The sequence below is a fragment of the Chryseomicrobium palamuruense genome (assembly GCF_042649045.1).
Lineage (GTDB): Bacteria > Bacillota > Bacilli > Bacillales_A > Planococcaceae > Chryseomicrobium > Chryseomicrobium palamuruense.
The window spans coordinates 37,939-61,280 of sequence record NZ_JBHSEF010000011.1; the positions used below are offsets into that span (position 1 = coordinate 37,939).

Below are 23,342 nucleotides of genomic sequence, written 5' to 3' on the forward strand. Positions count from 1 at the left end.
CGCATATTTTCACTCTACCCGTACAAAATGAGTATAGGTCACGGGAGCAGGAGTGAAATCACATGTCAGGTGTCAAAGTCAAAATTGCAGGAATTGATACAGCTTCTTTACCTATAGTAAGTCACGAACATATGATGGATATTTTCCGGCGAATGCATAAAGGCGAGGAACAAGCGAAAGAAGAACTCGTCATGTGCAATCTGCGCCTCGTCCTCAGTCTTGTTCAGCGGTTCAGTGGAAGAGGAGAATCACCGGAAGACCTCTTTCAAGTCGGATGCATTGGACTTATGAAAGCCATTCAAAACTTTGATCTCAAGCATCAAGTACGTTTTTCCACGTATGCTGTACCGATGATTATTGGGGAAATGAAGCGACATCTTCGCGAAAAGCATCCCCTACGTATCGCGAGGTCTTTAAGAGATACTGCGTATAAAGTAATTACCATGAAAGAACAGTTAATGAAAGAACTAGATCACGATCCGACCATGAGTGATATTGCCAAACGACTCGGCCGGAAGGAAGAAGATTTATTATTTGCTCTCGATGCTCTACATGAACCTATGTCTCTCCATGAGCCGATGCATCAAGAGTCAGGAGAATCGGTCTATTTTTTAGACCAGTTAAAAGATACGAGTACGTCTGAAGAACTGTGGACCACTTTCTTTATGTTAAAGGAGCGACTACGCCATTTAAGCAGTCGGCAATTGCAAATCATACAAGAACGTATTTATCATGGAGCTACTCAGGTAGAACTAGCCAAGCGTTATAATCTGTCTCAAGCACAGGTCTCTAGGTTAGAAAAAAGTGCATTTGCCTTTTTACGTCATGAAATGAACGATTAACTCGCCCAATGTGGCGAGTTTTTTTTCGTTGAATAAGCATATAAATAGAGAGAGGTGAGTGAATGTATTTTTCTGATCTGCAATCTAAATTAGTTTTAGAAAAAGAGTCGGGGGAGACGCTTGGGTATATCGAAGATGCCATCATCGATACAGAAAAAGGGGTAATTCAGACATTAATTGTATCTAAATCAAGTGGGCTCTTCCAAAAAAGTGGGGAGACCAAATCGTACCCGTTCGCTTCTATTCACTCCATAGGAAGTGAACTGGTCTTTGTGCATCGGAACTGGCATTGATAAAACCCCTAGCGATTGGTACAATAAGTGAAACGAGAAGGAAATGTGGTTGAACAACAATGCTTGAACAAAAACAACAAATTGAATATGTCATTCAAGAGGCACAACAAACTTCTTCTAAAAGTGCGAAATCTGTTCGATTAATCGCTGTCACAAAAACATTAACTCCGGATCAAACACTTCAAGTGGCAGAAGCGGGACTCCTTCATTTAGGCGAGAATCGTCCAGAAGGTCTATTAAGTAAACTTTCTTTGCTCCCCGATTCTACAGTATGGCACTATATCGGATCTCTGCAAACGCGTAAAGTGAAAGAAGTCATTGATCACATCGATTATTTGCATTCATTAGATCGCATGAGTTTAGCAAGCGAAATAGAAAAAAGAGCGTCACGACCTGTGAAGTGCTTTATTCAAGTTAATGTGTCAGGTGAACAATCGAAGCATGGATTGGCACCGGATGAAGTGAAAACCTTTTTGGAGAGAATTGGACCGCTTACCAAGATACAACCTATTGGTTTAATGACCATGGCTCCTTTTGAAGCTAAAGAAAAAGAAATCAGAGGGTATTTTAGCTCCTTACGGGAACTACGTGATTCATTACAACACCAAGGATTTGACGATATAAAAGAGCTTTCCATGGGAATGTCTGAAGATTATCAAATAGCTGTCGAAGAAGGCGCAACGTTTGTCCGAATAGGAACAGCATTAGTAGGAAGTCTAAGGGAGTGATTCGATGAAAAAGTGGTTTAACTCATTCTTTCTAATGGATGAAGAAGAGCAAGAGCAACAGCAACAACGTCCGGTTGAAAAAAAGCAACCTGCACCGGAAACAGTAGAACCGAAACTAAAACAACAACCTACCAAATCGTTACGTGAGCGTAAAATTGCAAGTGCGCCTTCCCAAGCGGCTACACCCAACCTTGTGAGTATTCAGAATGTGCAAAAGTCATCGAAAGTGATTTTAGTTGAACCACGTGTTTACGCAGAAGCCCAAGATATTTCTGAACACTTAAAAGGAAAACGTGCGGTTATTGTCAATCTTCAACGAATTGACAAGGAACAAGGAATCAGAATTATCGACTTTCTGAGTGGAACAGTGTACGCTTTAGGTGGAGATATACAACGGATTGGAACGGATATTTTTCTTTGTGCACCAGATACCATTGAAGTGGACGGAGCTATATCCGACTATTACTATGACGAACGTCAATAGCTAAGGAGAATGACAAACGAATGGGTTTAGTGATTTACGTATTATCATGGGCAGTTCAGATTTATCTTTACATGATCATCGCCTACATTTTGATGTCTTGGATACCAAGCTTGAAACAATCGGCTTTTGGTCAATTTTTAGGAACACTTGTGGAACCCTATCTATCAATTTTCCGTAAGATTATTCCACCGATTGGGATGATTGATTTATCGCCAATTATTGCGATTTTTGCTCTTCAAATCGCTTTTCAAGGATTTTTAGAAGTCATTCGCTGGATTTTATAGACGACAGATTCGCCCCACAGAATTGTGGGGCGTTTTTCAGACGAAATTAAACATAATGGGAGTAACCACAAATGGATGCAATCTTTCAGCATTTTAGAAAAGAAGAACAACCTTATATTGAATCAATGATTAGTTTAACGCGTGATGTGGAAGATCGGTATGCTCCCCGATTAACAGATTTTCTAGATCCAAGACAACGCTTTATCTTACAGACGTTGTATCAGCAACGTGGCTTAGTTGGATTTCCATTTGGCGGTTTTCAAGATGCAGAACGGCAGCGGGTTCTTGTCGCACCTGATTATTATCAACCGGAAGAACAAGATGAACAAATAACAATTTTTAAAATTTCCTATCCGACAAAATTTGTAACGCTGAAGCATTCGGATGTGCTAGGGTCACTCATGTCACTCGGCCTCGACCGCTCTAAGTTTGGTGATATTCGAGTTCATGACGGCGTCGCTCAATTTGCGGCAGCACAGGAAATCAGTGACTATGTTCGAACGAACCTTACATCAATTGGAAAAGTAAAAGTTCAAGCAGAAGATGCCGCTCCTGAAGAAGTCCTTCACAAAGATTCTGAAGAATGGTTAACTGAACTCCATATTCTTAGTTCGATGAGGTTAGATACAGTTTTGGCTTCTGCTTGGAATATCTCTCGTCAAAAATCGGCAGCTTTTATTAAAGGCGGGAAAGTAAAAGTCAATTGGTCCGTAGTCGAAGATGGATCATTTGTGTTAAATGAATCGGATGTCGTTTCTTTGCGTACTTTTGGCCGATTCCAAATAGGGCTTGTCGAAGGACGTACGAAAAAAGAAAAAATCCGCCTGCAGCTCTTAAAAATAGAGCAAAAAAGGTGAATTTTTAAGAAATTTTACTGCTTTCCTCAACAGTGGACGGTATAATGAGTGTAACGAATTGTTCAGAAGGAGTTGTACGTATGCCATTAACACCTGTAGATATTGACCAGAAAGAATTTAGTAAATCATTTCGTGGCTATAACGAAGATGAAGTCAACGAGTTTTTAGAACAAATCATGAAGGATTTTGAGTTGTTGCTTCGTGAAAAGAAGGAACTTGAACAACAATTGAAGTCAACCAGTGAACGCGTGGGTCACTTTACAACGATTGAATCCACACTGCAAAAATCGATTGTCGTCGCTCAAGAAGCTGCTGAAGAGGTCCGCCGCAACTCTCAAAAAGAAGCGAAATTGATTGTGAAAGAAGCAGAAAAGAATGCAGATCGTATCGTTAACGAGGCGTTAACGAAAGCTCGTAAGATTGCGCTTGAAATCGAAGATTTAAAGAAACAATCTAAAGTGTTCCGTAATCGTTTCAAAATGTTGATTGAAGCGCAACTTGAACTCATCAACACAGATGATTGGGATCATTTGATGGAAACAGATGTAGACACAACCACACTTGAACGAATTACAGCATCCGAAGATTAATAAGAATCTTGACGATACATAGAGAAGTACTTATAATAATGACATAGAAAAAGGCAGTGAAAAAGACAGCCGTTCCAGGACAGGAAACTAGCGATTTGGGGATAGTGCAAGCCCAAACAGATGTCGGAACGTGCAGATCACTTTTGAGCCGGACTACTGAACGAGTAAGTAGCCCCGTTCGACCACGTTACGGTCAGCTAAGTGGCAGAGTAATCTGCAATTAGGGTGGTACCGCGAAATCCTCGTCCCTTTCTGGGGCGGGGATTTTTTGTCTTAAGAAAAGCGTAGCCGACTGCCCAGAAACTCCGACAAATGACAGCGTATACGGGGAGGCGCACTTGGCCTCAACGGCTGCGATGGCATTTTTCGTGTGTTTCTAGGAGGCGCAACTAGACAAAAAAGAAAAGCGTAGCCGACTGCCCAGAAATGCTTAGTAAATTATACGTGCCAGTACCAAGTAGGTTTATTTACAACTAAGGAGAGATACTAAATGGAGTATAAAGATACGTTATTGATGCCAAAAACGGACTTCCCGATGCGTGGGGGTCTGCCAACAAAAGAACCGCAAATTCAACAAATGTGGAAAGAAAAAGACATCTACCAAAAGAATTTAGATCGTTCAAAAGACAAGCCGAAATTTATTTTGCACGATGGCCCTCCTTATGCAAATGGCGACTTGCACATTGGACACGCATTAAATAAAGTATTGAAAGACATGATCGTGCGTTATAAATCGATGTCTGGTTTCCAGGCGCCGTATGTACCAGGCTGGGATACACATGGTCTTCCGATTGAGCAAGCACTGACAAATAAAGGCGTGAAACGTAAAGAAATGTCGGTTGCAGAATTCCGTAAACTTTGTGAAGAGTATGCCTACGAACAAATCGATAATCAGCGTGAGCAGTTCAAACGTATTGGTGTCACAGGGGATTGGGACAATCCATATGTGACATTAAAGCCACAATTCGAAGCTCGTCAAATTCAAGTATTTGGTGAAATGGCGAAAAAAGGCTATATATACAAAGGGTTAAAGCCAGTTTATTGGTCACCTTCTTCTGAATCAGCACTTGCAGAAGCAGAAATCGAGTACAAAGATAAAAAATCTGCTTCGATCTATGTGAGCTTTGAAGTGACGGATGGAAAAGGAGTTCTTGAAGAAGGTGTCCGTTTCATCATCTGGACGACAACTCCTTGGACGATTCCCGCAAACCTGGGAATCTCTGTGCACCCTGAATTTACGTATATCCAGGTGCGTGCGAATGACAAATCATTCGTCATTGCCAAAGACTTACTTGAAGAAGTAGCAATGACACTTGGTTGGGAATCTTACGAAGTTGAGAAAACATTTGTAGGAAACCAATTCGACCGCATTTTAACGAAACACCCTCTGTATGATCGTGAATCCCTTTTGATGCTAGGAGAGCATGTGACAACTGAATCTGGTACTGGATGCGTTCATACAGCACCAGGTCATGGGGAAGACGATTTCCATGTTGGGAAACAGTATGGTCTAGACGTACTCTGTCCGGTTGATGACCGTGGTGTGATGACTGCAGAAGCACCTGGTTTTGAAGGACTCTTCTATGATGAAGCAAACAAGCCGATTACAGAAGCGTTAGATCAAGTGGGAGCATTGGAGAAATTAACTTTCTTCACACACTCGTATCCACATGATTGGCGTACAAAAAAACCAGTTATCTACCGTGCGACGACCCAATGGTTTGCGTCTGTTGAAGCTTTTCGTAGTGAACTATTAGATGCGATTCGAAATACATCGTTTACTCCTGCATGGGGGGAGACACGTCTTTTCAATATGATTCGTGACCGTGGTGACTGGAATATTTCTCGTCAACGCGTATGGGGCGTGCCAATTCCAGTGTTCTACACAGAAGACGGCGAACCAATTATCGAAGAACAAACGATTCAACATGTGTCGGAACTTTTCCGTGAGCACGGGTCAAATATTTGGTTCGAATGGGATGCAAAAGATTTACTTCCGGAAGGGTATTCGCATCCAAACAGTCCAAATGGCCGCTTCACAAAAGAGCTTGATATCATGGATGTGTGGTTCGATTCAGGGTCGACACACCAAGGTGTACTCGCTGAACGTGAAGACCTGCAGTTCCCTGCAGATTTATATCTTGAAGGATCTGACCAATACCGTGGCTGGTTCAACTCTTCACTCATCACAAGTGTCGCTATGTTTGGGCATGCACCTTACAAAGGGCTTCTTAGTCACGGTTTCGTTCTAGACGGTGAAGGCCGCAAGATGAGTAAGTCTGTTGGAAATGTCATTGTACCTTCAAAAGTGATGAATCAACTTGGTGCTGATATCCTACGACTTTGGGTAGCTTCAGTTGATTATACAGCAGACGTACGAGTTTCAGATGCGATTCTAAAACAAGTATCAGAAGTGTACCGTAAGATTCGTAACACTTTGCGTTTCTTACACGGGAATGTACATGATTTCAATCCGGCAACAGACCGAGTGGCATTTGAAAATATGCGTGAAGTAGATCAATACATGTATGCGAAACTTCAACAGATGATTGCTACTGTGAACGGGGCATATGACCGTTATGAGTTCGCGAATGTCTATCATACAGTGAATAACTTCGTATCGACGGAGCTATCCGCATTCTATTTAGACCTTGCAAAAGATGTAGTCTATATCTACGAAGCGAACCATGCGGATCGTCGTGCGATGCAAACGGTTATGTATGATGCGTTAACGGCACTTGTTAAACTCTTGACACCTATCTTACCTCACACGACAGACGAGCTATGGGGCTTCATGACGCATGAAACAGAAGAAAGTGTCCAGTTAACGGACATGCCAGAAGCTGAGCCAGTGGAAGGTTCCGAAGCTCTTATTGCGAAATGGGAAAAAGTGATGACGGTTCGAGATGATGTCTTAAAAGCACTTGAAATGGCTCGTGCAGAGAAACAAATTGGGAAGTCGTTAGAAGCTCACGTGGCTCTTTACGTGAAGGACAGCGTAAAAGAATTATTTGAAGATGATTCCATCGATTATGCACAGTTGTTTATCGTTTCTGGTTTTACACTAGCAGGTACAGTGACTGAAGCACCAGAGAATGCGATTGCTCTCGATCAATCTTCTGTCGTCATTTCAAATGCAGAAGGCGAGAAATGTGAACGCTGCTGGACGATTTCTTCAACGGTTGGTGAAAATACCGAGCATCCTACAGTATGTAGCCGTTGCGCAGAAATCGTATCCAAATAATAGTATTGTCCTCGTCCGGATTGTCCGGGCGAGGATTTTTATCGTGTGCAAACGAAAGTATGGTACACTAGAGTGTATGTAAATGGAGGGTATGACTGTGTGGAAATATTATTTTGTAGCATTTGTATTGGTCGTTTTAGATCAATGGACGAAATGGTTAGTTGTACGTGATATGGAGCTCGGCGAGCGGATTCCGCTGATTGATCCGTATCTTGGATTATTGTCTCACCGGAATCGTGGCGCAGCTTGGGGGATGCTTGAAGGTCAAATGTGGCTATTCTACATCATCACAACCATTGTTATCGTGGGAATTGTCTACTATTTTCACCGGCATGCACAAAATCAACCGCTGTTCCAATTAGGGCTTATGGTGCTTTTAGGAGGGGCAATCGGGAATTTTATTGACCGATTGTTCCGTGGAGAAGTAGTGGATTTCGTAGATGTGTTGATTCCAGTGATTAACTATGAATTTCCGATATTTAATGTAGCGGATGCCGCACTCACAGTCGGTGTTGTAATTATTTTTATATTCATCCTACTGGATGAAAGGAAGCAGAAAAAGGTGAAGAAATGAAACAATTTGAAGTGATTATTACAAAAGAACAGAATAGAGACCGTCTTGATAAAATTTTGCAGACGCATGACGCAGATTGGTCCCGCACCCAGATTCAAAACCTGATGAAACAAGAGCAAATTCTTGTGAATGGAGAGCCAGTAAAATCAAATTACAAGGCGACAGAAGGGGATGTTATTTCTGTAACGATCCCATCTCCTGAAGTGTATGATATCGTGTCAGAAGATTTGAACCTGAACATTGTCTATGAAGACGCAGATGTTGCGGTCGTCTACAAACCTAAGGGAATGGTCGTTCACCCGGCTCCTGGTCATCTATCGGGAACACTCGTCAATGGTCTCATGCATCAGATCAAAGACTTATCTGGAATTAACGGCATTATGCGACCAGGAATTGTCCATCGTATTGATAAAGATACAAGTGGGCTCTTAATGGTGGCCAAGCATGATAAGGCACACCAATCGCTTGTAGATCAACTTGTTGCAAAGACTGTGACACGAAAATATACGGCTCTTGTACATGGACATATCGCTCATGATAAAGGAACGGTCGATGCACCGATTGGTCGTGATCCGAAAGACCGTCAGAGCATGAATATTGTCGACAAAGGTAAGCATGCTGTTACACATTTTGAGGTTATGGAACGTTTCGGAGACTACACTCTTGTGGAATGTCGATTAGAAACTGGCCGTACACACCAGATTCGTGTGCATATGAAATTCATTGGTCATCCACTAGTAGGCGACCCGAAATACGGTCCGAAACGTACACTTGATATTGGTGGTCAAGCCTTACATGCTGGGGTTCTTGGCTTTATCCAGCCGACAACTGGAGAGTACTTGGAGTTTGAAGTTCCACTCCCAGATGACTTTAAACAAGTATTGAAAGATTTGAAGAAAGACTAGCCAAACCTATTTTCTTCAGGTATACTGACTAAGATAATTAAATACGGGTCCTTTAAAGACAGTCCAGAGAGGCTGAGAAGGCAAGCGGCATCAGATCAGTAAAAACTGCGGTTTTTCAGAATCTGACGATTTTTTGCTATGCATATTCAACCTCTTAAGCGCTGCTTAAGAGGTTTTTTTGTACCCAAAAAGGAGGATGGACATGGAAGAAAAAGCAGTATTACTTGATGATCAGGCGATGCGACGCGCACTTACTCGTATTGCACATGAAATCATCGAACGAAATAAAGGAATAGACGATTGTGTGCTCGTCGGTATTAAGACGCGAGGTGCTTACATTGCCAAACGACTGGCAGAACGGATAGCAGCGATTGAAGGAAAAGAAATTGCTTCTGGGGAACTGGACATCACTTTATACCGCGATGACTTAAGCGTCAAGACGGAAAACCAACAACCTTTAGTTCGACAAATTGATATTCAGCATGACGTGACGAATAAAAAGGTCGTACTTGTCGATGACGTGCTATACACCGGGCGGACTGTTCGTGCAGCTATGGATGCCGTAATGGATCTTGGAAGACCAGCACAAATCCAGCTCGCTGTTCTAATAGACCGAGGTCACCGAGAGTTGCCGATTCGGGCAGATTATGTAGGAAAGAATATTCCGACCTCGAGTGAAGAACGGATTGTTGTGCATATGAACGAAACGGATCAAGAAGACCGCGTGTTAATTACAGAATAGAAATGAGGAAGCTGTGTGTCACAAGTCATTGGAATTCATGAAAGACCCGAGAAATTAAAGTGGATTATTCTTAGCCTACAACATATGTTTGCGATGTTTGGAGCGACGATACTTGTTCCGAAGCTTGTTGGACTTAGTCCAGCAATCGCGCTACTGACAAGTGGAATTGCAACAATTATCTTCATCTTAGTTACTCGTTTTCAAGTCCCAGCCTACTTAGGGTCATCGTTCGCGTTTATCGCTCCTATTACGATGGCGACCCATTCAGGTGGCGTTGGCAGTGCCATGATTGGAGCGATGTTTGTTTCTCTTGTCTATGCCATCATCGCGCTTGTCATCTGGAAAACAGGACACAAATGGTTCATGAAGATTCTTCCTCCCGTTGTTGTGGGACCTGTCATCATGGTCATCGGGCTAGCACTCGCACCTGTTGCTGTCGATATGGCCATGAATATTGATACGGACGGAGATGGCATTCGTGATGCCTACAGCATGCTTCACTTCTCCGCTGCTCTTGTGACGCTTGCGACGGCTATCATTGTTCAGCTTTTATTTAGAGGATTACTTGCTCTCATGCCGATTATTAGTGGAATCATTGTTGGCTACTTGTATTCACTTGCTATCGGAATTGTCGATTTTACAGCAGTTCGAGAAGCATCGTTTCTACAAATTCCAGAAATGTTGATTCCGGGAATTGATTATCCTTTCGTAATCACCATTCAACTACTGGCCATCATGGTGCCGATCTCAATTGTAACGATATCTGAACATATCGGGCACCAACTGGTTCTAGGTAAAATTGTGAACCGGAATTACATAGAGAATCCTGGTCTACATCGTTCGTTACTTGGAGACGGGTTAGGAACATTCTTCAGTGCGCTGATAGGTGGACCACCAAAAACAACGTACGGAGAAAATATTGGCGTACTGGCACTAACGAAAGTATTTAGCGTGGCTGTAATTATGCTGGCAGCTGTATTCGCCATTGTCTTCAGTTTCTTTGGTCAACTTATGGCACTAATCGATACGATTCCTGCAGCTGTCCTTGGCGGAATTTCCATCTTACTCTTTGGAATCATTGCGTCTTCCGGTCTTCGCATGCTCGTAGAAAGTCAAATTGACTTTGGGGACTCACGCAACTTGATCATCTCTTCGATTATCCTCATTATCGGAATCGGCGGGGCAATGGTGAAGTTCTCTGAGACGTTCCATATTGAAGGGATGGCACTGGCTTCCATTGTCGGCGTCCTTCTTAACTTGATCTTACCGAAAACTAAATCACAGACGTAACCTTTTAACTTCATCCGAGAGATGAGAAAGGGAAACAAAAGATGGTTCAAGCCTGTGCTCGAGCATCTTTTGCCATACCCTTTCCCATTTGCGGAAAGGGTATTTTTTGTAAGGGAGGAAGAGACATGCGTGCACTGACAACCATTGAAGAACTAACGAAAGAACAGATTCTTCATTTAGTGAAACGAGCGAGGCAATTAAAGGCAGGAAGTCCAAGCCAAGTTCCCCCAGGACTTGTTGCTGCTAATTTATTTTTTGAACCGAGTACACGAACAAAGATGAGTTTTGAAATGGCAGAACATAAAGTGGGACTCAAAGTCTTGCCTTTCGATGCAGAGTCTTCAAGTGCTACGAAAGGTGAATCTCTTTACGACACAGTGAAAACATTAGAGGCGATTGGTGTAGACGTTCTTGTAATACGTCATCCGGAAAATGCTTATTACGCACCTTTCCTCGGAAAAGTAAAGCCTGTCGTTATTAACGGAGGGGACGGAACAGGGAATCATCCTACTCAAAGTTTGCTAGACGTGATGACCATGATGGAAGAATTTGAAGAGTTAGAAGGAAAGACGATTACGATTGTTGGAGACTTAGCACATAGCCGAGTCGCACGATCGAATGTGCACCTGCTCTCTCAGCTCGGTGCAGACCTCCTATTTGTCAGTCCTCCAGAGTGGCAAGCGGAGTTTCCGATACTCTATAGCTTAGATGAAGCAGTCGCGACGAGCGATGTCATTATGCTCCTCCGTGTTCAACATGAACGGCATGACGCACAGCAATCGTTTACAAAAGAGGAGTACCACGCCCGATACGGCATGAATACAGCACGTTTAGAACAGATGAAACAAGGAGCGATTTTGATGCATCCCGCTCCGTTTAACCGAGGTGTAGAAATCGCGGACGACGTAGTAGAAGCACCATGCTCACGCATCTTTGAACAAATGAAAAATGGAGTCTACATGCGAATGGCGATTCTGGAACACTATCTGAAGGAGGAAATGGAATGCGAATAAAATGGACGAATCTTAAGCGACTCTCATCTGAAGGTGAACTACTTGATTGCACACTCCTCGTAGAAGACGGGACAATCGTTTCTTTCGAAGCGGATCACCAACAGGCCGATGAAGTAAAGGATGGAAAAGGCAACTTGTTGCTTCCAGGGCTTATTGATGTACATGTTCATCTCCGTGAGCCAGGTGGGGAACATAAAGAAACCATTGCGACAGGTTCGCTTGCTGCAGCAAAAGGAGGATTCACCACCATTTGTGCCATGCCAAACACACGTCCAGTTCCAGATACGAAAGATACGATGAAACTTGTTACGGATCGCATCAACGAAACAGCCCATGTTCGTGTCCTACCATACGGCTCCCTGACGATTCGGGAAGCAGGGAAAGAATTAACGAATGCCGCAGAATTAAAAGAAGCAGGAGCATTCGCATTAACTGATGACGGAGTCGGTGTTCAAGAAGCAGGAATGATGTACCGTGCCATGCAGCAAGCAGCAGAAAAGAAGATTCCAGTTGTTGCCCATTGTGAGGACAACAGTTTGTTGTTCGGTGGTGTGATGCATGAAGGAAAGAAAAATAAGGAACTTGAACTACCGGGAATTCTATCTGCTTCTGAAGCGGCTCACATTGCGCGAGACATCCTTCTCGCAGAAGCAACGGGTGCACATTACCATGTGTGCCACGTCAGTACGAAAGAATCGGTACGAGTCATACGTGATGCAAAACGAGCTGGCATTCACGTGACAGCAGAAGTCTCACCGCATCACTTGATTCTTTGTGAGGATGACATTCCAGCGAATGAGGCTAATTGGAAGATGAATCCCCCGCTACGTGGAAAAGAAGATCAGCAGGCGCTCCTCGAAGGTTTAGAGGACGGCACGATTGATTTAATTGCGACGGATCATGCACCTCACACGGCAGAAGAAAAATCATACGGCTTTGAAAAAGCGCCATTTGGCATTGTCGGATTAGAAACGGCGTTTCCCCTTCTCTATACACATTTTGTGAAAACGGGAAGATGGACAATCGGGCAACTTGTTGATTATCTCACAACGAAACCGGCAGCTGTTTTTGGACTACCATACGGGAAACTTGAAGAAGGAAAGTCTGCAGAATTTACATTGGTCGATCTTGAAAGTGAAAAAGAAATTAATCCACAAACATTTGTATCGATGAGTTCAAACACCCCATTTGGCGGCTGGACATGTAGCGGTTGGCCGGTCGAAACATGGTTTAATGGAAAACAAGTCTGGGAGGAATCGAAATGAAGCGATATTTAATATTAGAAGATGGCTCTGTATTTGAAGGAAATGCCTTTGGATCCCCAAGCGAAAGCACAGGGGAAGTTATTTTTACAACAGGAATGACAGGATATCAAGAATTCATCTCCGACCCATCGAACTGTGCACAGATTTTAACGTTGACGTATCCTCTCATCGGCAACTACGGAATCAACCCCGAAGACTTTGAAGCGATGGAAATCACACTTGCCGGAGTCGTCGTTCGTGAGTGGAGTCAGCAACCCTCCAATTTCCGCTCGCAACGTACGTTTGGTGAGTTGATGGAAGAACGCAATGTACCAGGAATTGCAGGAATTGATACACGCCAATTAACGAAACTGTTACGTACACATGGTTCTCTGCGAGGAAAATTGACAGCAGCGGGAGAGCAGCCGAATGTGGAGCGTATTGTAGAGGAACTGAATGCATGGTCTCTTCCACATGATGAAGTATCCCGTGTCTCGACCCTTCGTCCGTACCCAAGTCCTGGCCGCGGCAGTCGCGTTGTACTGATGGACTTCGGCATGAAGCATGGCATCTTACGAGAACTCAATCGACGTGATTGCGACGTCACGGTTGTGCCTTATAACACACCAGCTTCTGAGATACTTGCTATGCAGCCAGACGGCGTCATGCTCTCGAATGGTCCTGGAGACCCAACCGACATCCCTGAAGCGATTCAAACCGTGAAAGAACTTATCCCACATGTGCCGATGTTTGGTGTGTGTCTAGGGCATCAATTGATTGCACTCGCAAGCGGAGCGTCAAGCTTCAAATTGAAATTCGGACACCGCGGAGCGAATCACCCAGTAAAAGATCTGACAACGGGACGTACGGAACTCACTTCACAAAACCACGGCTACGCCATCGATCTAGCATCACTTGAACAGACAGATTTAGAACTGACGCATATTGCATTAAATGACCAAACGGTAGAAGGTGTGCGTCATAAACAGTATCCGGTGTTCTGTGTTCAATTCCACCCGGAAGGTTCAGCTGGACCGGAAGACTCCGTCCATTTGTTCGATCAGTTCATCACACTCATGCAAACAGCAGGGAAAGCGGGGAAACAACATGCCTAAACGTAACGACATTGAAACGATTCTCGTGATTGGGTCAGGCCCAATTGTCATTGGTCAAGCAGCAGAATTTGATTATGCAGGGACGCAAGCATGTATCGCACTTCGTGAAGAAGGCTACCGAGTCATTTTAGTCAATTCGAATCCTGCAACCATTATGACGGATACAGAAATGGCGGATAAAGTATATATGGAGCCGCTGACACTCGAGTTTGTATCAAACATCATCCGCAAAGAGCGTCCAGATGCGCTTCTTCCGACACTAGGTGGGCAAACAGGTCTAAACATGGCGATTGAACTTCACGCTTCAGGCATTTTAGACGAGCTAGGAGTAGAAATCTTAGGAACGAAACTCGATGCCATTCACCAAGCAGAAGACCGAGATTTGTTCCGCACACTTATGAATGAACTTGGCGAACCTGTGCCTGAAAGTACGATTATCCATAACATACAAGAAGCGAAAGCATTCGTTGAGCAGATTGGGTATCCAGTAATTGTGCGTCCAGCATTCACGCTAGGTGGAACAGGCGGAGGAATTTGCCACAACGACCAAGAGCTTCAAGAAATTGTGGCTAGCGGATTAAAGTACAGTCCGGTAACTCAGTGTCTCCTTGAAAAATCTATCGCAGGCTTTAAAGAAATTGAATATGAAGTGATGCGAGATTCCAACGACAATGCAATTGTCGTGTGTAACATGGAGAATTTTGATCCGGTCGGCATTCACACAGGAGACTCCATCGTGGTCGCACCAACTCAGACACTTACTGATCGTGAAAACCAGATGCTCCGCAATGTCTCCTTGAAAATCATTCGTGCACTGAAAATTGAAGGCGGATGTAACGTCCAACTTGCTCTCGATCCACATAGCTTCCAGTACTACATCATTGAAGTAAACCCACGAGTCAGCCGCTCGTCTGCCCTTGCCTCAAAAGCGACAGGCTATCCGATTGCGAAACTCGCTGCGAAAATTGCGGTGGGACTTACTCTAGATGAAATGATGAACCCAGTAACTGGAAAGACGTATGCATGTTTTGAACCTGCCCTTGATTACATCGTGGCAAAAATTCCGAGATGGCCATTTGATAAGTTTGAAAAGGCAAAGCGAAATTTAGGTACACAGATGAAAGCGACAGGAGAAGTCATGTCCCTCGGTCGTTCATTTGAAGAAGCAATCTTAAAATCGATTCGCTCACTCGAGACGGGTCACATGCATTTGGAGATGAAAAATGCGGACCGGATTACAGATGAGTGGATCATGAAACGCATTAAGCGGGCAGGAGATGAACGACTCTTCTTTATCGGAGAAGCCCTGCGACGTGGTGTAACAGTAGAACAAATCCATGAGTGGAGCCAAATCGATTTCTTCTTCCTTCACAAGCTTAAAAGCATCGTCGACTTCGAGACAACGCTGAAAGAAGCAATCGGTGACAGAAATACACTTTATACGGCGAAACGTATGGGCTTTGCTGATGTAACCATCGCAAAACTTTGGAACTGGACCGAGCAACAAGTCTATGACTTCCGTAAAGAAAATAAGATGTTCCCAGTTTATAAAATGGTCGATACGTGCGCAGGTGAGTTCGAGTCTGAAACTCCTTATTTCTACGGCACGTATGAGCAAGAGAACGAGTCGATTCGTTCTGAGAAGAAAAGCGTCATCGTGCTAGGGTCAGGTCCAATCCGAATTGGACAAGGTGTAGAGTTTGACTACGCGACCGTGCATTCAGTATGGGCGATTAAAGAGTCAGGCTATGAAGCCATTATTGTCAACAATAACCCGGAAACGGTTTCTACTGACTTCTCAATCTCTGATAAACTCTATTTCGAACCACTGACGCTTGAAGATGTCATGCACATCGTGGAACTCGAAAAACCAGAAGGCGTCATCGTGCAATTTGGTGGACAAACGGCGATCAACCTAGCGGCAGGACTTGAAGCACGTGGGGTGAAAATTCTTGGGACGTCTCTTGAAGACTTAGACCGTGCCGAGAACCGCAACAAGTTTGAAGCGCTGTTGAATGAAATCGGCATTCCGCAGCCGGAAGGGAAAACGGCCGTATCTGTTGAAGAAGCACTTGAAAATGCACGTCGAATCGGATTCCCAGTGCTTGTCCGCCCGTCTTATGTACTCGGTGGTCGTGCGATGGAAATCGTCTATAACGAAGAGGAACTGGTTCATTACATGGAGCATGCGGTCGAAGCAAGTCCGGAACATCCGGTTCTAGTGGATCGCTACTTGACGGGAACAGAGATTGAAGTAGATGCGATCTCTGACGGAGAAACAGTCGTCATCCCAGGAATAATGGAGCATATTGAACGCGCAGGGGTACACTCAGGGGACTCCATTGCGGTGTATCCTCCTCAGAACCTTTCTGAACAAACGATGAACTTACTTGTTGAATACACCACTCGACTAGCAAAAGCATTGAACACAGTCGGTTTACTCAACATTCAATATGTGATATCACGTGGAGAGATCTATGTGCTTGAAGTGAATCCGCGTGCAAGTCGAACTGTACCTTTCCTGAGCAAGATTACCGGGATCCCAATGGCAAACTTGGCGACAAAAGCGATTCTTGGTACGACGTTAAAAGAGATGGGGTACGAAGCGGGTCTTGCTCCTGAACAACAAGGAGTCTACGTCAAAGTGCCTGTCTTCAGCTTCGCGAAGCTTCGCCGGGTAGATACAACGCTCGGTCCAGAAATGAAGTCGACAGGGGAAGTATTAGGCAAAGATCGCACACTTGAAAAGGCGCTCTACAAAGGATTGGTCGCAGCAGGGCTTGAAATGAAGCCACACGGTACGGTGCTGATGACAGTAGCGAATAAGGATAAAGAGGAAGCGGCAAACCTCGCTGCCCGGTTCCACGCAATTGGTTACAACATTTTAGCGACAGAAGGGACGGCACAGGCCTTCTTTGAAAAAGGGATTCCGGCTGATACGGTTCAAAAAATCGGAGATTCTGGTGAAACGCTTGTGGATGTGATTCAGTCCGGAAAAGCTCAATTTGTTGTCAACACGCTGACGAAAGGAAAGCAGCCAGCTCGTGACGGTTTCCGAATTCGTCGAGAAGCTGTTGAAAATGGCGTTCCGATTCTTACTTCTCTTGACACAGCAGAAGCCATCTTGCGTGTCATGGAATCGATGACGTTCACAACTGAAACGATGCAACCAGCGGAGGTACGTCAATGATTGGATCAGGAAAGATGGAAGTGGTCAAGCACAAGGAAATTGCACACAATATCTACGAAATGACGGTTATCGGCCAACAAGTCGCTCAGATGAAGTCGCCAGGTCAGTTTGTGCATATTCGAGTCTCTGATCACAGCGAACCACTTCTTCGTCGCCCAATCAGCATTGCGTCAATTGATTCAGAAACACTTGAATTTACGATGATTTACCGTGTGGATGGTAGAGGGACTGAATTGTTATCTCAAAAGCGAAGTGGGGACACGATTGATGTCCTCGGTCCGCTCGGTAACGGATTTCCGGTTTCAGCAGCAGAGACAGGGCAACATGCCTGGTTAATAGGAGGAGGGATTGGCGTGCCCCCTCTTTATGAACTAGCCAAACGCTTGACGTCCAATGGTGTGAAAGTGACGATGATTCTTGGTTTTCAGTCAGCTCAAGATGTGTTTTACGAAGAAGCGTTTAAAGAATTGGGCGAGACGTTCATTACAACAGTAGATGGAACATACGGAACACAAGGATTTGTTACAACGAAAATGAATGAACTCCCAGAACCGCCGAATGTCTATTATAGCTGTGGACCAAAACCCATGCTTCATGCTGTCGAGAAAGCCCTCAAAGGCACTCCGGGATATCTATCCTTTGAACAGCGGATGGGATGCGGTATAGGTGCATGTTTTGCATGCGTTTGCCCGACAACAGAAGGTGACGGTGCTTACGTAAAAGTATGCTCTGATGGACCGGTCTTTCAAGCGGGGGTGATTGCATGAGTAAACTCGCTATCACCTTACCTGGTCTTGAATTAACCAACCCTATCATGCCTGCATCCGGGTGCTTTGGATTTGGGCAAGAATATGCCAAGTTTTATGATTTAAGTGTTTTAGGTGCCATTATGATAAAGGCGACTACAGAAATCAGTCGCTTTGGAAATCCGACACCACGTGTTGCAGAGACGGCGAGCGGCATGTTGAATGCCATCGGACTTCAAAACCCGGGTCTTGAGCATGTTCTAGAGCACGAACTGAAGTGGTTAGAACAATATGATGTGCCGATTATTGCGAATGTGGCAGGATCGGAAGTCGAGGATTACGTCCATGTGGCACGTGAGATTTCGAAAGCACCGAATGTCCATGCACTGGAACTTAATATTTCCTGTCCGAATGTGAAATGTGGTGGAATTGCCTTTGGAACGGATCCTGTAGTAGCAGGTGAATTGACGAGAGCTGTGAAAGATGTGTCGACGGTTCCGGTTTACGTGAAACTATCCCCGAACGTATCCAATATTGTAGCGATTGCGAAAGCAGTGGAAGCTGCGGGAGCGGACGGCATTACAATGATCAACACACTACTGGGAATGCGTCTCGATGAAAAGACAGGAAAACCGCTCCTTGCGAATCGCACGGGTGGACTATCTGGTCCGGCCATCAAACCAGTTGCGCTACGTATGATTTATGAAGTATATCCACATGTAAACATTCCGATTATCGGAATGGGTGGCGTGCAGAACATTCAAGATGTCATTGACTTCATGTCAGTTGGTGCTCAAGCGGTGGCAGTAGGAACAGCCAATTTTGTCGACCCATTTATTTGTCCAAAATTGATTGAAGAGCTTCCAGAAGAATTGGACCGACTTGGCTTGGATTCTATTTCTGAACTTGTAGGGAGGGCACACCGATGACAAAACCCATTTTGGCTCTCGACTTCTCAGAATGGAATGAAGTTGAGCAGTTTTTAAAACGTTTTGATGAGCCACTATTTGTAAAAGTCGGCATGGAACTGTATCTTCAACACGGACCACGTGTTATTCAAGAGCTAAAGTCTCGAGGGCATGAACTGTTTCTTGATTTGAAACTTCACGACATTCCGACGACTGTCTATAAAGCGATGCGCGGACTAGCTAAACTTGATGTAGATCTTATCAATGTTCATGCGGCTGGTGGAATCGATATGATGCGCGCAGCAAAAGAAGGTTTAGAGGAGGGGGCTCAAGGCGTTCGTCCGGATTTGATTGCAGTCACGCAGTTGACCTCCACAACCGAAGCCTCTATGCAAAAGGAGCAAGGGATTCCTTGGACGCTCGACCAGTCTGTCTTGCATTACGCAGAAAATGCGAAAATAGCTGGGCTTGACGGTGTCGTCTGCTCGGTACTCGAGGCGAAGAGACTGACAGAGAATCTGGGGACTGACTTTTATAAGGTCACGCCGGGTATCCGACTAGCGGAAGGAGCTGCTCACGATCAAAAGCGTGTGGCCACTCCAGAAGAAGCGCGGAACAATGGCTCTACCCATATTGTTGTGGGAAGAGCGATTACTCAAGCTAGCGACCCTGTCGCCGTGTATCAACAACTCGTAGCAGACTGGAGGAATTTACAGTGACTGTAGCAGCAGCAAAAGCGTTACTCAAGGCTTCGGCCGTTCAATTTTCAACGGACCCTATGTTTACATGGGCATCGGGCATTCAGTCGCCGATTTACTGCGACAATCGTTTACTTATGGGATACCCGGAACTTCGTGAACGCGTTGCTCATGAGCTAGCGCAACTTATTAAAGAAAAGTTTCCAGAAGCAGGAGTTGTCGCTGGAACTGCTACCGCGGGGATTCCCCATGCGGCTTGGGTAAGCACACTTCTGAATTGTCCTATGCTATATGTACGTTCAAAAGCGAAAGAACACGGCCGAGGCAATCAGATTGAAGGTCGTGTCAATCAAGGCGACAAAGTCGTTGTCATTGAAGACTTGATATCGACAGGCGGAAGTAGCTTGACAGCAGTCGAAGCGTTGCGTCAAAAAGGTGTCGAAGTATTAGGCGTGGTTAGCATCTTCTCATACGGTCTCCCAAAAGCACAGCAAGCATTTGACCAAATTGGCATTCCTTACTACTCGCTGACGAATTTGGAAGAGCTCCTAAGTGAAGCAGGCGACGATGGCAAGTTAAGCCAGTCGCAAATGCTGGAAATCACGAACTGGCATGAGGGATTAAAACAGAAGAATGCGTGAAAATGCTGACGCGAGGCACAAAAAAGAGACCTGACAGGAAACTGTCCGGTCTCTTTTCTTATACTGGGAACTCGTGTGAAAAGCGCGTCCACTCGTGCGATACGGGTTGACTGGTGCGAAAAACCCCTCAACTGGTGCGAAAACCCCCTCAACTGGTGCGAAAAACACGGAATCTCGTGCGAAAGTTGCGTCCACTCGTGCGATACGGGTTGACTGGTGCGAAAAACCCCTCAACTGGTGCGGAAATCAGATGCACTAGTGCGAAAACCGCACCAACGTCCACACCTCATCTCACGATATCTTAGCAGCCCATAAATCATACGCCAATTATTATTTCTGCAGCGCCCGAACCGTCTCCTGATCCGGAGTTACATAAAGTGTCTTTTGCTCAAAATAAATAACAAACCCAGGTTTCGAACCGTTCGGCTTCTTCACGTGACGTATCTCGGTGTAGTCCACAGGAACGGAAGACGAATCTCGTGCTTTACTGAAGTAGGCAGCTAGGACAGCGGCTTCCTGTAATGTCTCTTCTGACGGTTCCGAAGAATGAATAACGACGTGCGACCCCGGAATGTCTTTAGTGTGAAGCCATGTGTCTGTTCGTTTCGCTAATTTGAACGTCAAATAATCATTTTGTTTATTGTTCTTTCCAACAGAGATTGGCGTGCCGTCTGACGCTACAAATGCTTCTGGTTTTGGTTTCGATTCCTTTTGTTGCTTGGCTTTCGCCCGCTTCTTCAAGTACCCCTGATCCATCAACTCTTCTCGAATTTCTTCAATATCGGAAGGAGAAGCTTGTTCGAGTTGACGCATGATTTCGTTTAAATAAATGAGTTCTTGGTCTGTTTTCTTCATTTGCGTTTTTACTTCAAGAAGTGCTGTTTTCGCTTTGTTGTATCGATGGAAGTAATTTTGCGCATTCTGAGAGGGAGACTTCTTCGGGTCCAGAGAAATTGTAACCATCGCTTGATTTTCATCGTAATAATCAATCACGTCAACTTCTTTCATCCCGCGGTCCAGCAAGTGAAGGTTCGCCATTAATAGCTCGCCTTTTTTCTGATCTTCCTGTAAATTTTCGGCGCGCGTTAAGTCTGCCTGCAACTTTTTCAGCTTTGTCGTTAACTTCTTTCGTTCATTGACTAACCAGCGTTCAAGATCGCCAGCTTGCTGTTTCACGCGGTCACGTTCTGCTTTTTGGTAATACACGCGGTCTAATAAATGACCAAGTGAAGCCGCAGGTTGCCATTCCTCAGCCACATGCTCGAGTTTTGAAGCAGAGAACAACGTTTTTCCTTTCACTTCCACACTTCCAGGTGAATCGCCGCCTCGCAAGAAACTCATGAGGTAGTTATACGAACTTTGACCACCCCGACTTGCTAGCTCTTCTGCGTGAAGCTTTGCCACCCCTTGATAATGACTCATCCAGTCTTCTTTCGTTTCCGGAAGTGAATGTTCTGGAGTCAACAAGAAGGGATTGTCTTTCTCTTGTTTGGGCGGATAGATGTAGGTTTGACCTGGCATCATCGTGCGGTATGAGTTCATTGAAGGAGGAAGGTGTTTCATCGTCTCCACAATCTTTTGAGTGTCTCCGTTAATTAAGGAGAGATTACTGTGGCGACCCATAATTTCCATGATGAGGATACGGTTTGTGTCATCACCAATCTCGTCTTTACTGCGAATGGTCATCTGAATGACGCGGTCGGCCCCGTACTGTTCAATCTTTTCAATAAACCCGCCTTCGATGTGCTTCCGCATCATCATGCAAAAGAGGGGTGGTGTCTTTGGGTTGTCAATCGATTCATAAGTGAGATGCATGCGAGCATACGACGGATGAATGGAATAAAGAAGCTTATGATTCTGCCCGTTCGAGCGAATGTGAAGCATCAGTTCTTGTGCGTTCGGCTGGTGGATCCGAGTGATGCGTCCGCTGACGAGCGCTTGTAATTCGTGTACGATTGCTGCTGTAAATAATCCGTCAAATGCCATTTTAATTCCTCTTTCAAAACGTTTTGTTCTATTCTAACATGATGTGCTATAATCAAGTAAGTATGTTGAATGTGAAGGAGTTACTATGTATAAAGAACGCGGAATCTTAATCGTCCTCTCCGGACCTTCGGGTGTCGGCAAAGGCACGGTGCGAAAAGAGCTGTTTTCGACACCGGAAACCAACTATGAATATTCGATTTCGATGACAACACGGGCTCCTCGCGAAGGTGAAGTTGACGGTGTTGATTATTTTTTTAAATCGAAAAAAGAGTTTGAAGAACTTATTGCACAAGGTCGTCTCCTTGAATATGCCAACTACGTAGGGAACTATTATGGAACCCCACTGGATTATGTCAATGCGACCCTGGATGCAGGCCGCGATGTCTTTTTAGAGATTGAAGTACAAGGCGCACGACTTGTTCGAGAAAAAGCACCGGATGCGTTATTCATTTTCCTCGCACCGCCAAGTCTTCGAGAACTCGAAAGTCGTCTTGTTGGACGTGGAACGGAAACAGAAGAAGTCATCGAAGCACGAATTGCCGCCGCTCGTGAAGAGCTTGCGATGATGGACTTGTATGATTATGTGGTAGAAAACGATCAAGTTGATCGCGCGTGTGATAAAATTAATGCAATTGTTACGGCTGAACATTGTCGACGTGACCGCGTTGAACAACGGTACATAGCCATGTTGAAGGGAGAACTCTAAATGTTATATCCATCAGTGGATTCATTAAAGAAAAAAGTTGATTCAAAGTACTCGTTGGTAAGTATTGCTTCAAAACGTGCTCGCCAAATGCAGGAAGAGAAAAGTATGCGTTTACCAAAGTATGTTTCGGATAAATACGTAGGGAAAGCATTAGAAGAAGTCGCTACTGGCGTTTTAATTAACGAAGCGGCTGACCAGAACGTCGTATACGAAGACGAAGTGTAAAACATACCTCCCAAAGATTTTCTTTGGGAGGTCATTC

General features: G+C 44.6%; 23 protein-coding genes and 1 other annotated feature. Of the genes, 22 read left to right on the forward strand and 1 reads right to left on the reverse strand.

Annotation, left to right across the window (positions count from 1 at the left end):
- The first annotated feature begins 62 nt into the window (after positions 1-62).
- From ACFO0S_RS04730 to pyrE, 20 genes are all read left to right on the forward strand, one after another.
- Positions 63-842: a sigma-70 family RNA polymerase sigma factor gene (locus ACFO0S_RS04730; protein ID WP_378140663.1), complete on the forward strand. Its 780-nt coding sequence runs from the start codon at positions 63-65 to the stop codon at positions 840-842.
- Between the two features lie 62 nt (positions 843-904).
- Complete coding sequence (locus ACFO0S_RS04735; RefSeq protein ID WP_378140664.1) at positions 905-1,135, forward strand: PRC-barrel domain-containing protein; 231 nt, start codon at positions 905-907, stop codon at positions 1,133-1,135.
- Between the two features lie 59 nt (positions 1,136-1,194).
- Complete coding sequence (locus tag ACFO0S_RS04740; protein ID WP_378140665.1) at positions 1,195-1,863, forward strand: YggS family pyridoxal phosphate-dependent enzyme; 669 nt, start codon at positions 1,195-1,197, stop codon at positions 1,861-1,863.
- 4 nt (positions 1,864-1,867) lie between these two features.
- A complete protein-coding gene (locus ACFO0S_RS04745) occupies positions 1,868-2,347 on the forward strand; it encodes a cell division protein SepF (RefSeq protein ID WP_378140666.1) in 480 nt (159 codons plus the stop codon).
- A 20-nt stretch (positions 2,348-2,367) separates the two neighbouring features.
- Entirely contained in the window at positions 2,368-2,631 is a 264-nt protein-coding gene (locus ACFO0S_RS04750; protein ID WP_378140667.1) for a YggT family protein, read from the forward strand.
- A 71-nt stretch (positions 2,632-2,702) separates the two neighbouring features.
- Positions 2,703-3,488 carry a YlmH family RNA-binding protein gene (locus ACFO0S_RS04755; RefSeq protein WP_378140668.1) on the forward strand — a complete coding sequence of 262 codons (786 nt, stop codon included), beginning with the start codon at positions 2,703-2,705 and terminating at the stop codon, positions 3,486-3,488.
- 80 nt (positions 3,489-3,568) lie between these two features.
- The gene (locus tag ACFO0S_RS04760; RefSeq protein ID WP_378140669.1) at positions 3,569-4,078 is read left to right on the forward strand and encodes a DivIVA domain-containing protein; all 510 of its coding nucleotides are present in this window, start codon (positions 3,569-3,571) and stop codon (positions 4,076-4,078) included.
- Between the two features lie 47 nt (positions 4,079-4,125).
- Positions 4,126-4,331, forward strand: a binding site (T-box leader).
- Positions 4,332-4,568: 237 nt separating this feature from the next.
- A complete protein-coding gene (ileS, locus tag ACFO0S_RS04765) occupies positions 4,569-7,322 on the forward strand; it encodes an isoleucine--tRNA ligase (protein WP_378140670.1) in 2,754 nt (917 codons plus the stop codon).
- A 91-nt stretch (positions 7,323-7,413) separates the two neighbouring features.
- The gene (lspA, locus tag ACFO0S_RS04770) at positions 7,414-7,896 is read left to right on the forward strand and encodes a signal peptidase II (protein ID WP_378140671.1); all 483 of its coding nucleotides are present in this window, start codon (positions 7,414-7,416) and stop codon (positions 7,894-7,896) included.
- On the forward strand, positions 7,893-8,801 hold the full coding sequence (locus ACFO0S_RS04775) for an RluA family pseudouridine synthase (protein ID WP_378140672.1): 909 nt from the start codon (positions 7,893-7,895) through the stop codon (positions 8,799-8,801). The genes lspA and ACFO0S_RS04775 overlap by 4 nt, the downstream gene beginning before the upstream one ends.
- 202 nt (positions 8,802-9,003) lie before the next feature.
- Complete coding sequence (pyrR, locus tag ACFO0S_RS04780) at positions 9,004-9,543, forward strand: bifunctional pyr operon transcriptional regulator/uracil phosphoribosyltransferase PyrR (protein ID WP_378140673.1); 540 nt, start codon at positions 9,004-9,006, stop codon at positions 9,541-9,543.
- Between the two features lie 15 nt (positions 9,544-9,558).
- Entirely contained in the window at positions 9,559-10,833 is a 1,275-nt protein-coding gene (locus tag ACFO0S_RS04785; protein WP_378140674.1) for a uracil-xanthine permease family protein, read from the forward strand.
- A 125-nt stretch (positions 10,834-10,958) separates the two neighbouring features.
- Positions 10,959-11,846: an aspartate carbamoyltransferase catalytic subunit gene (locus tag ACFO0S_RS04790; protein ID WP_378140675.1), complete on the forward strand. Its 888-nt coding sequence runs from the start codon at positions 10,959-10,961 to the stop codon at positions 11,844-11,846.
- A complete protein-coding gene (locus ACFO0S_RS04795) occupies positions 11,837-13,111 on the forward strand; it encodes a dihydroorotase (RefSeq protein ID WP_378140676.1) in 1,275 nt (424 codons plus the stop codon). The genes ACFO0S_RS04790 and ACFO0S_RS04795 overlap by 10 nt, the downstream gene beginning before the upstream one ends.
- The gene (locus tag ACFO0S_RS04800) at positions 13,108-14,205 is read left to right on the forward strand and encodes a carbamoyl phosphate synthase small subunit (protein ID WP_378140677.1); all 1,098 of its coding nucleotides are present in this window, start codon (positions 13,108-13,110) and stop codon (positions 14,203-14,205) included. The genes ACFO0S_RS04795 and ACFO0S_RS04800 overlap by 4 nt, the downstream gene beginning before the upstream one ends.
- Positions 14,198-17,395: a carbamoyl-phosphate synthase large subunit gene (carB, locus tag ACFO0S_RS04805; RefSeq protein ID WP_378140678.1), complete on the forward strand. Its 3,198-nt coding sequence runs from the start codon at positions 14,198-14,200 to the stop codon at positions 17,393-17,395. The genes ACFO0S_RS04800 and carB overlap by 8 nt, the downstream gene beginning before the upstream one ends.
- Entirely contained in the window at positions 17,392-18,162 is a 771-nt protein-coding gene (locus ACFO0S_RS04810) for a dihydroorotate dehydrogenase electron transfer subunit (RefSeq protein ID WP_378140679.1), read from the forward strand. The genes carB and ACFO0S_RS04810 overlap by 4 nt, the downstream gene beginning before the upstream one ends.
- Complete coding sequence (locus tag ACFO0S_RS04815) at positions 18,159-19,070, forward strand: dihydroorotate dehydrogenase (protein WP_378140680.1); 912 nt, start codon at positions 18,159-18,161, stop codon at positions 19,068-19,070. The genes ACFO0S_RS04810 and ACFO0S_RS04815 overlap by 4 nt, the downstream gene beginning before the upstream one ends.
- The gene (gene pyrF, locus ACFO0S_RS04820) at positions 19,067-19,768 is read left to right on the forward strand and encodes an orotidine-5'-phosphate decarboxylase (RefSeq protein ID WP_378140681.1); all 702 of its coding nucleotides are present in this window, start codon (positions 19,067-19,069) and stop codon (positions 19,766-19,768) included. The genes ACFO0S_RS04815 and pyrF overlap by 4 nt, the downstream gene beginning before the upstream one ends.
- Positions 19,765-20,388: an orotate phosphoribosyltransferase gene (pyrE, locus tag ACFO0S_RS04825; protein ID WP_378140682.1), complete on the forward strand. Its 624-nt coding sequence runs from the start codon at positions 19,765-19,767 to the stop codon at positions 20,386-20,388. The genes pyrF and pyrE overlap by 4 nt, the downstream gene beginning before the upstream one ends.
- 330 nt (positions 20,389-20,718) lie before the next feature.
- Here pyrE and ACFO0S_RS04830 read toward each other — a convergent pair whose 3' ends face one another.
- A complete protein-coding gene (locus ACFO0S_RS04830) occupies positions 20,719-22,374 on the reverse strand; it encodes an Rqc2 family fibronectin-binding protein (RefSeq protein WP_378140683.1) in 1,656 nt (551 codons plus the stop codon).
- An 85-nt stretch (positions 22,375-22,459) separates the two neighbouring features.
- On the opposite strand from ACFO0S_RS04830, the gene gmk reads away from it, so the two are divergent.
- Together gmk and rpoZ are read left to right on the forward strand one after the other, a co-directional pair.
- Positions 22,460-23,080: a guanylate kinase gene (gene gmk, locus ACFO0S_RS04835; RefSeq protein ID WP_378140684.1), complete on the forward strand. Its 621-nt coding sequence runs from the start codon at positions 22,460-22,462 to the stop codon at positions 23,078-23,080.
- Positions 23,081-23,305 carry a DNA-directed RNA polymerase subunit omega gene (rpoZ, locus tag ACFO0S_RS04840; RefSeq protein WP_378140685.1) on the forward strand — a complete coding sequence of 75 codons (225 nt, stop codon included), beginning with the start codon at positions 23,081-23,083 and terminating at the stop codon, positions 23,303-23,305.
- The last annotated feature ends 37 nt before the right edge of the window (positions 23,306-23,342 follow it).

What these genes read in the sequence shown, in the direction of transcription:
- lspA (WP_378140671.1), top strand. Translation starts at nt 7,414, where the DNA reads ATGACTGTGTGGAAATATTATTTTGTAGCATTTGTATTGGTCGTTTTA.
- ACFO0S_RS04730 (WP_378140663.1), top strand. Translation starts at nt 63, where the DNA reads ATGTCAGGTGTCAAAGTCAAAATTGCAGGAATTGATACAGCTTCTTTA.
- ACFO0S_RS04795 (WP_378140676.1), top strand. Translation starts at nt 11,837, where the DNA reads ATGCGAATAAAATGGACGAATCTTAAGCGACTCTCATCTGAAGGTGAA.
- ACFO0S_RS04735 (WP_378140664.1), top strand. Translation starts at nt 905, where the DNA reads ATGTATTTTTCTGATCTGCAATCTAAATTAGTTTTAGAAAAAGAGTCG.
- carB (WP_378140678.1), top strand. Translation starts at nt 14,198, where the DNA reads ATGCCTAAACGTAACGACATTGAAACGATTCTCGTGATTGGGTCAGGC.
- pyrF (WP_378140681.1), top strand. Translation starts at nt 19,067, where the DNA reads ATGACAAAACCCATTTTGGCTCTCGACTTCTCAGAATGGAATGAAGTT.
- ACFO0S_RS04740 (WP_378140665.1), top strand. Translation starts at nt 1,195, where the DNA reads ATGCTTGAACAAAAACAACAAATTGAATATGTCATTCAAGAGGCACAA.
- ACFO0S_RS04815 (WP_378140680.1), top strand. Translation starts at nt 18,159, where the DNA reads ATGAGTAAACTCGCTATCACCTTACCTGGTCTTGAATTAACCAACCCT.
- pyrR (WP_378140673.1), top strand. Translation starts at nt 9,004, where the DNA reads ATGGAAGAAAAAGCAGTATTACTTGATGATCAGGCGATGCGACGCGCA.
- rpoZ (WP_378140685.1), top strand. Translation starts at nt 23,081, where the DNA reads ATGTTATATCCATCAGTGGATTCATTAAAGAAAAAAGTTGATTCAAAG.
- ACFO0S_RS04810 (WP_378140679.1), top strand. Translation starts at nt 17,392, where the DNA reads ATGATTGGATCAGGAAAGATGGAAGTGGTCAAGCACAAGGAAATTGCA.
- ACFO0S_RS04790 (WP_378140675.1), top strand. Translation starts at nt 10,959, where the DNA reads ATGCGTGCACTGACAACCATTGAAGAACTAACGAAAGAACAGATTCTT.
- ACFO0S_RS04800 (WP_378140677.1), top strand. Translation starts at nt 13,108, where the DNA reads ATGAAGCGATATTTAATATTAGAAGATGGCTCTGTATTTGAAGGAAAT.
- ACFO0S_RS04750 (WP_378140667.1), top strand. Translation starts at nt 2,368, where the DNA reads ATGGGTTTAGTGATTTACGTATTATCATGGGCAGTTCAGATTTATCTT.
- ACFO0S_RS04830 (WP_378140683.1), bottom strand. Translation starts at nt 22,374, where the DNA reads ATGGCATTTGACGGATTATTTACAGCAGCAATCGTACACGAATTACAA.
- ACFO0S_RS04760 (WP_378140669.1), top strand. Translation starts at nt 3,569, where the DNA reads ATGCCATTAACACCTGTAGATATTGACCAGAAAGAATTTAGTAAATCA.
- ACFO0S_RS04745 (WP_378140666.1), top strand. Translation starts at nt 1,868, where the DNA reads ATGAAAAAGTGGTTTAACTCATTCTTTCTAATGGATGAAGAAGAGCAA.
- ACFO0S_RS04755 (WP_378140668.1), top strand. Translation starts at nt 2,703, where the DNA reads ATGGATGCAATCTTTCAGCATTTTAGAAAAGAAGAACAACCTTATATT.
- ACFO0S_RS04775 (WP_378140672.1), top strand. Translation starts at nt 7,893, where the DNA reads ATGAAACAATTTGAAGTGATTATTACAAAAGAACAGAATAGAGACCGT.
- ileS (WP_378140670.1), top strand. Translation starts at nt 4,569, where the DNA reads ATGGAGTATAAAGATACGTTATTGATGCCAAAAACGGACTTCCCGATG.
- gmk (WP_378140684.1), top strand. Translation starts at nt 22,460, where the DNA reads ATGTATAAAGAACGCGGAATCTTAATCGTCCTCTCCGGACCTTCGGGT.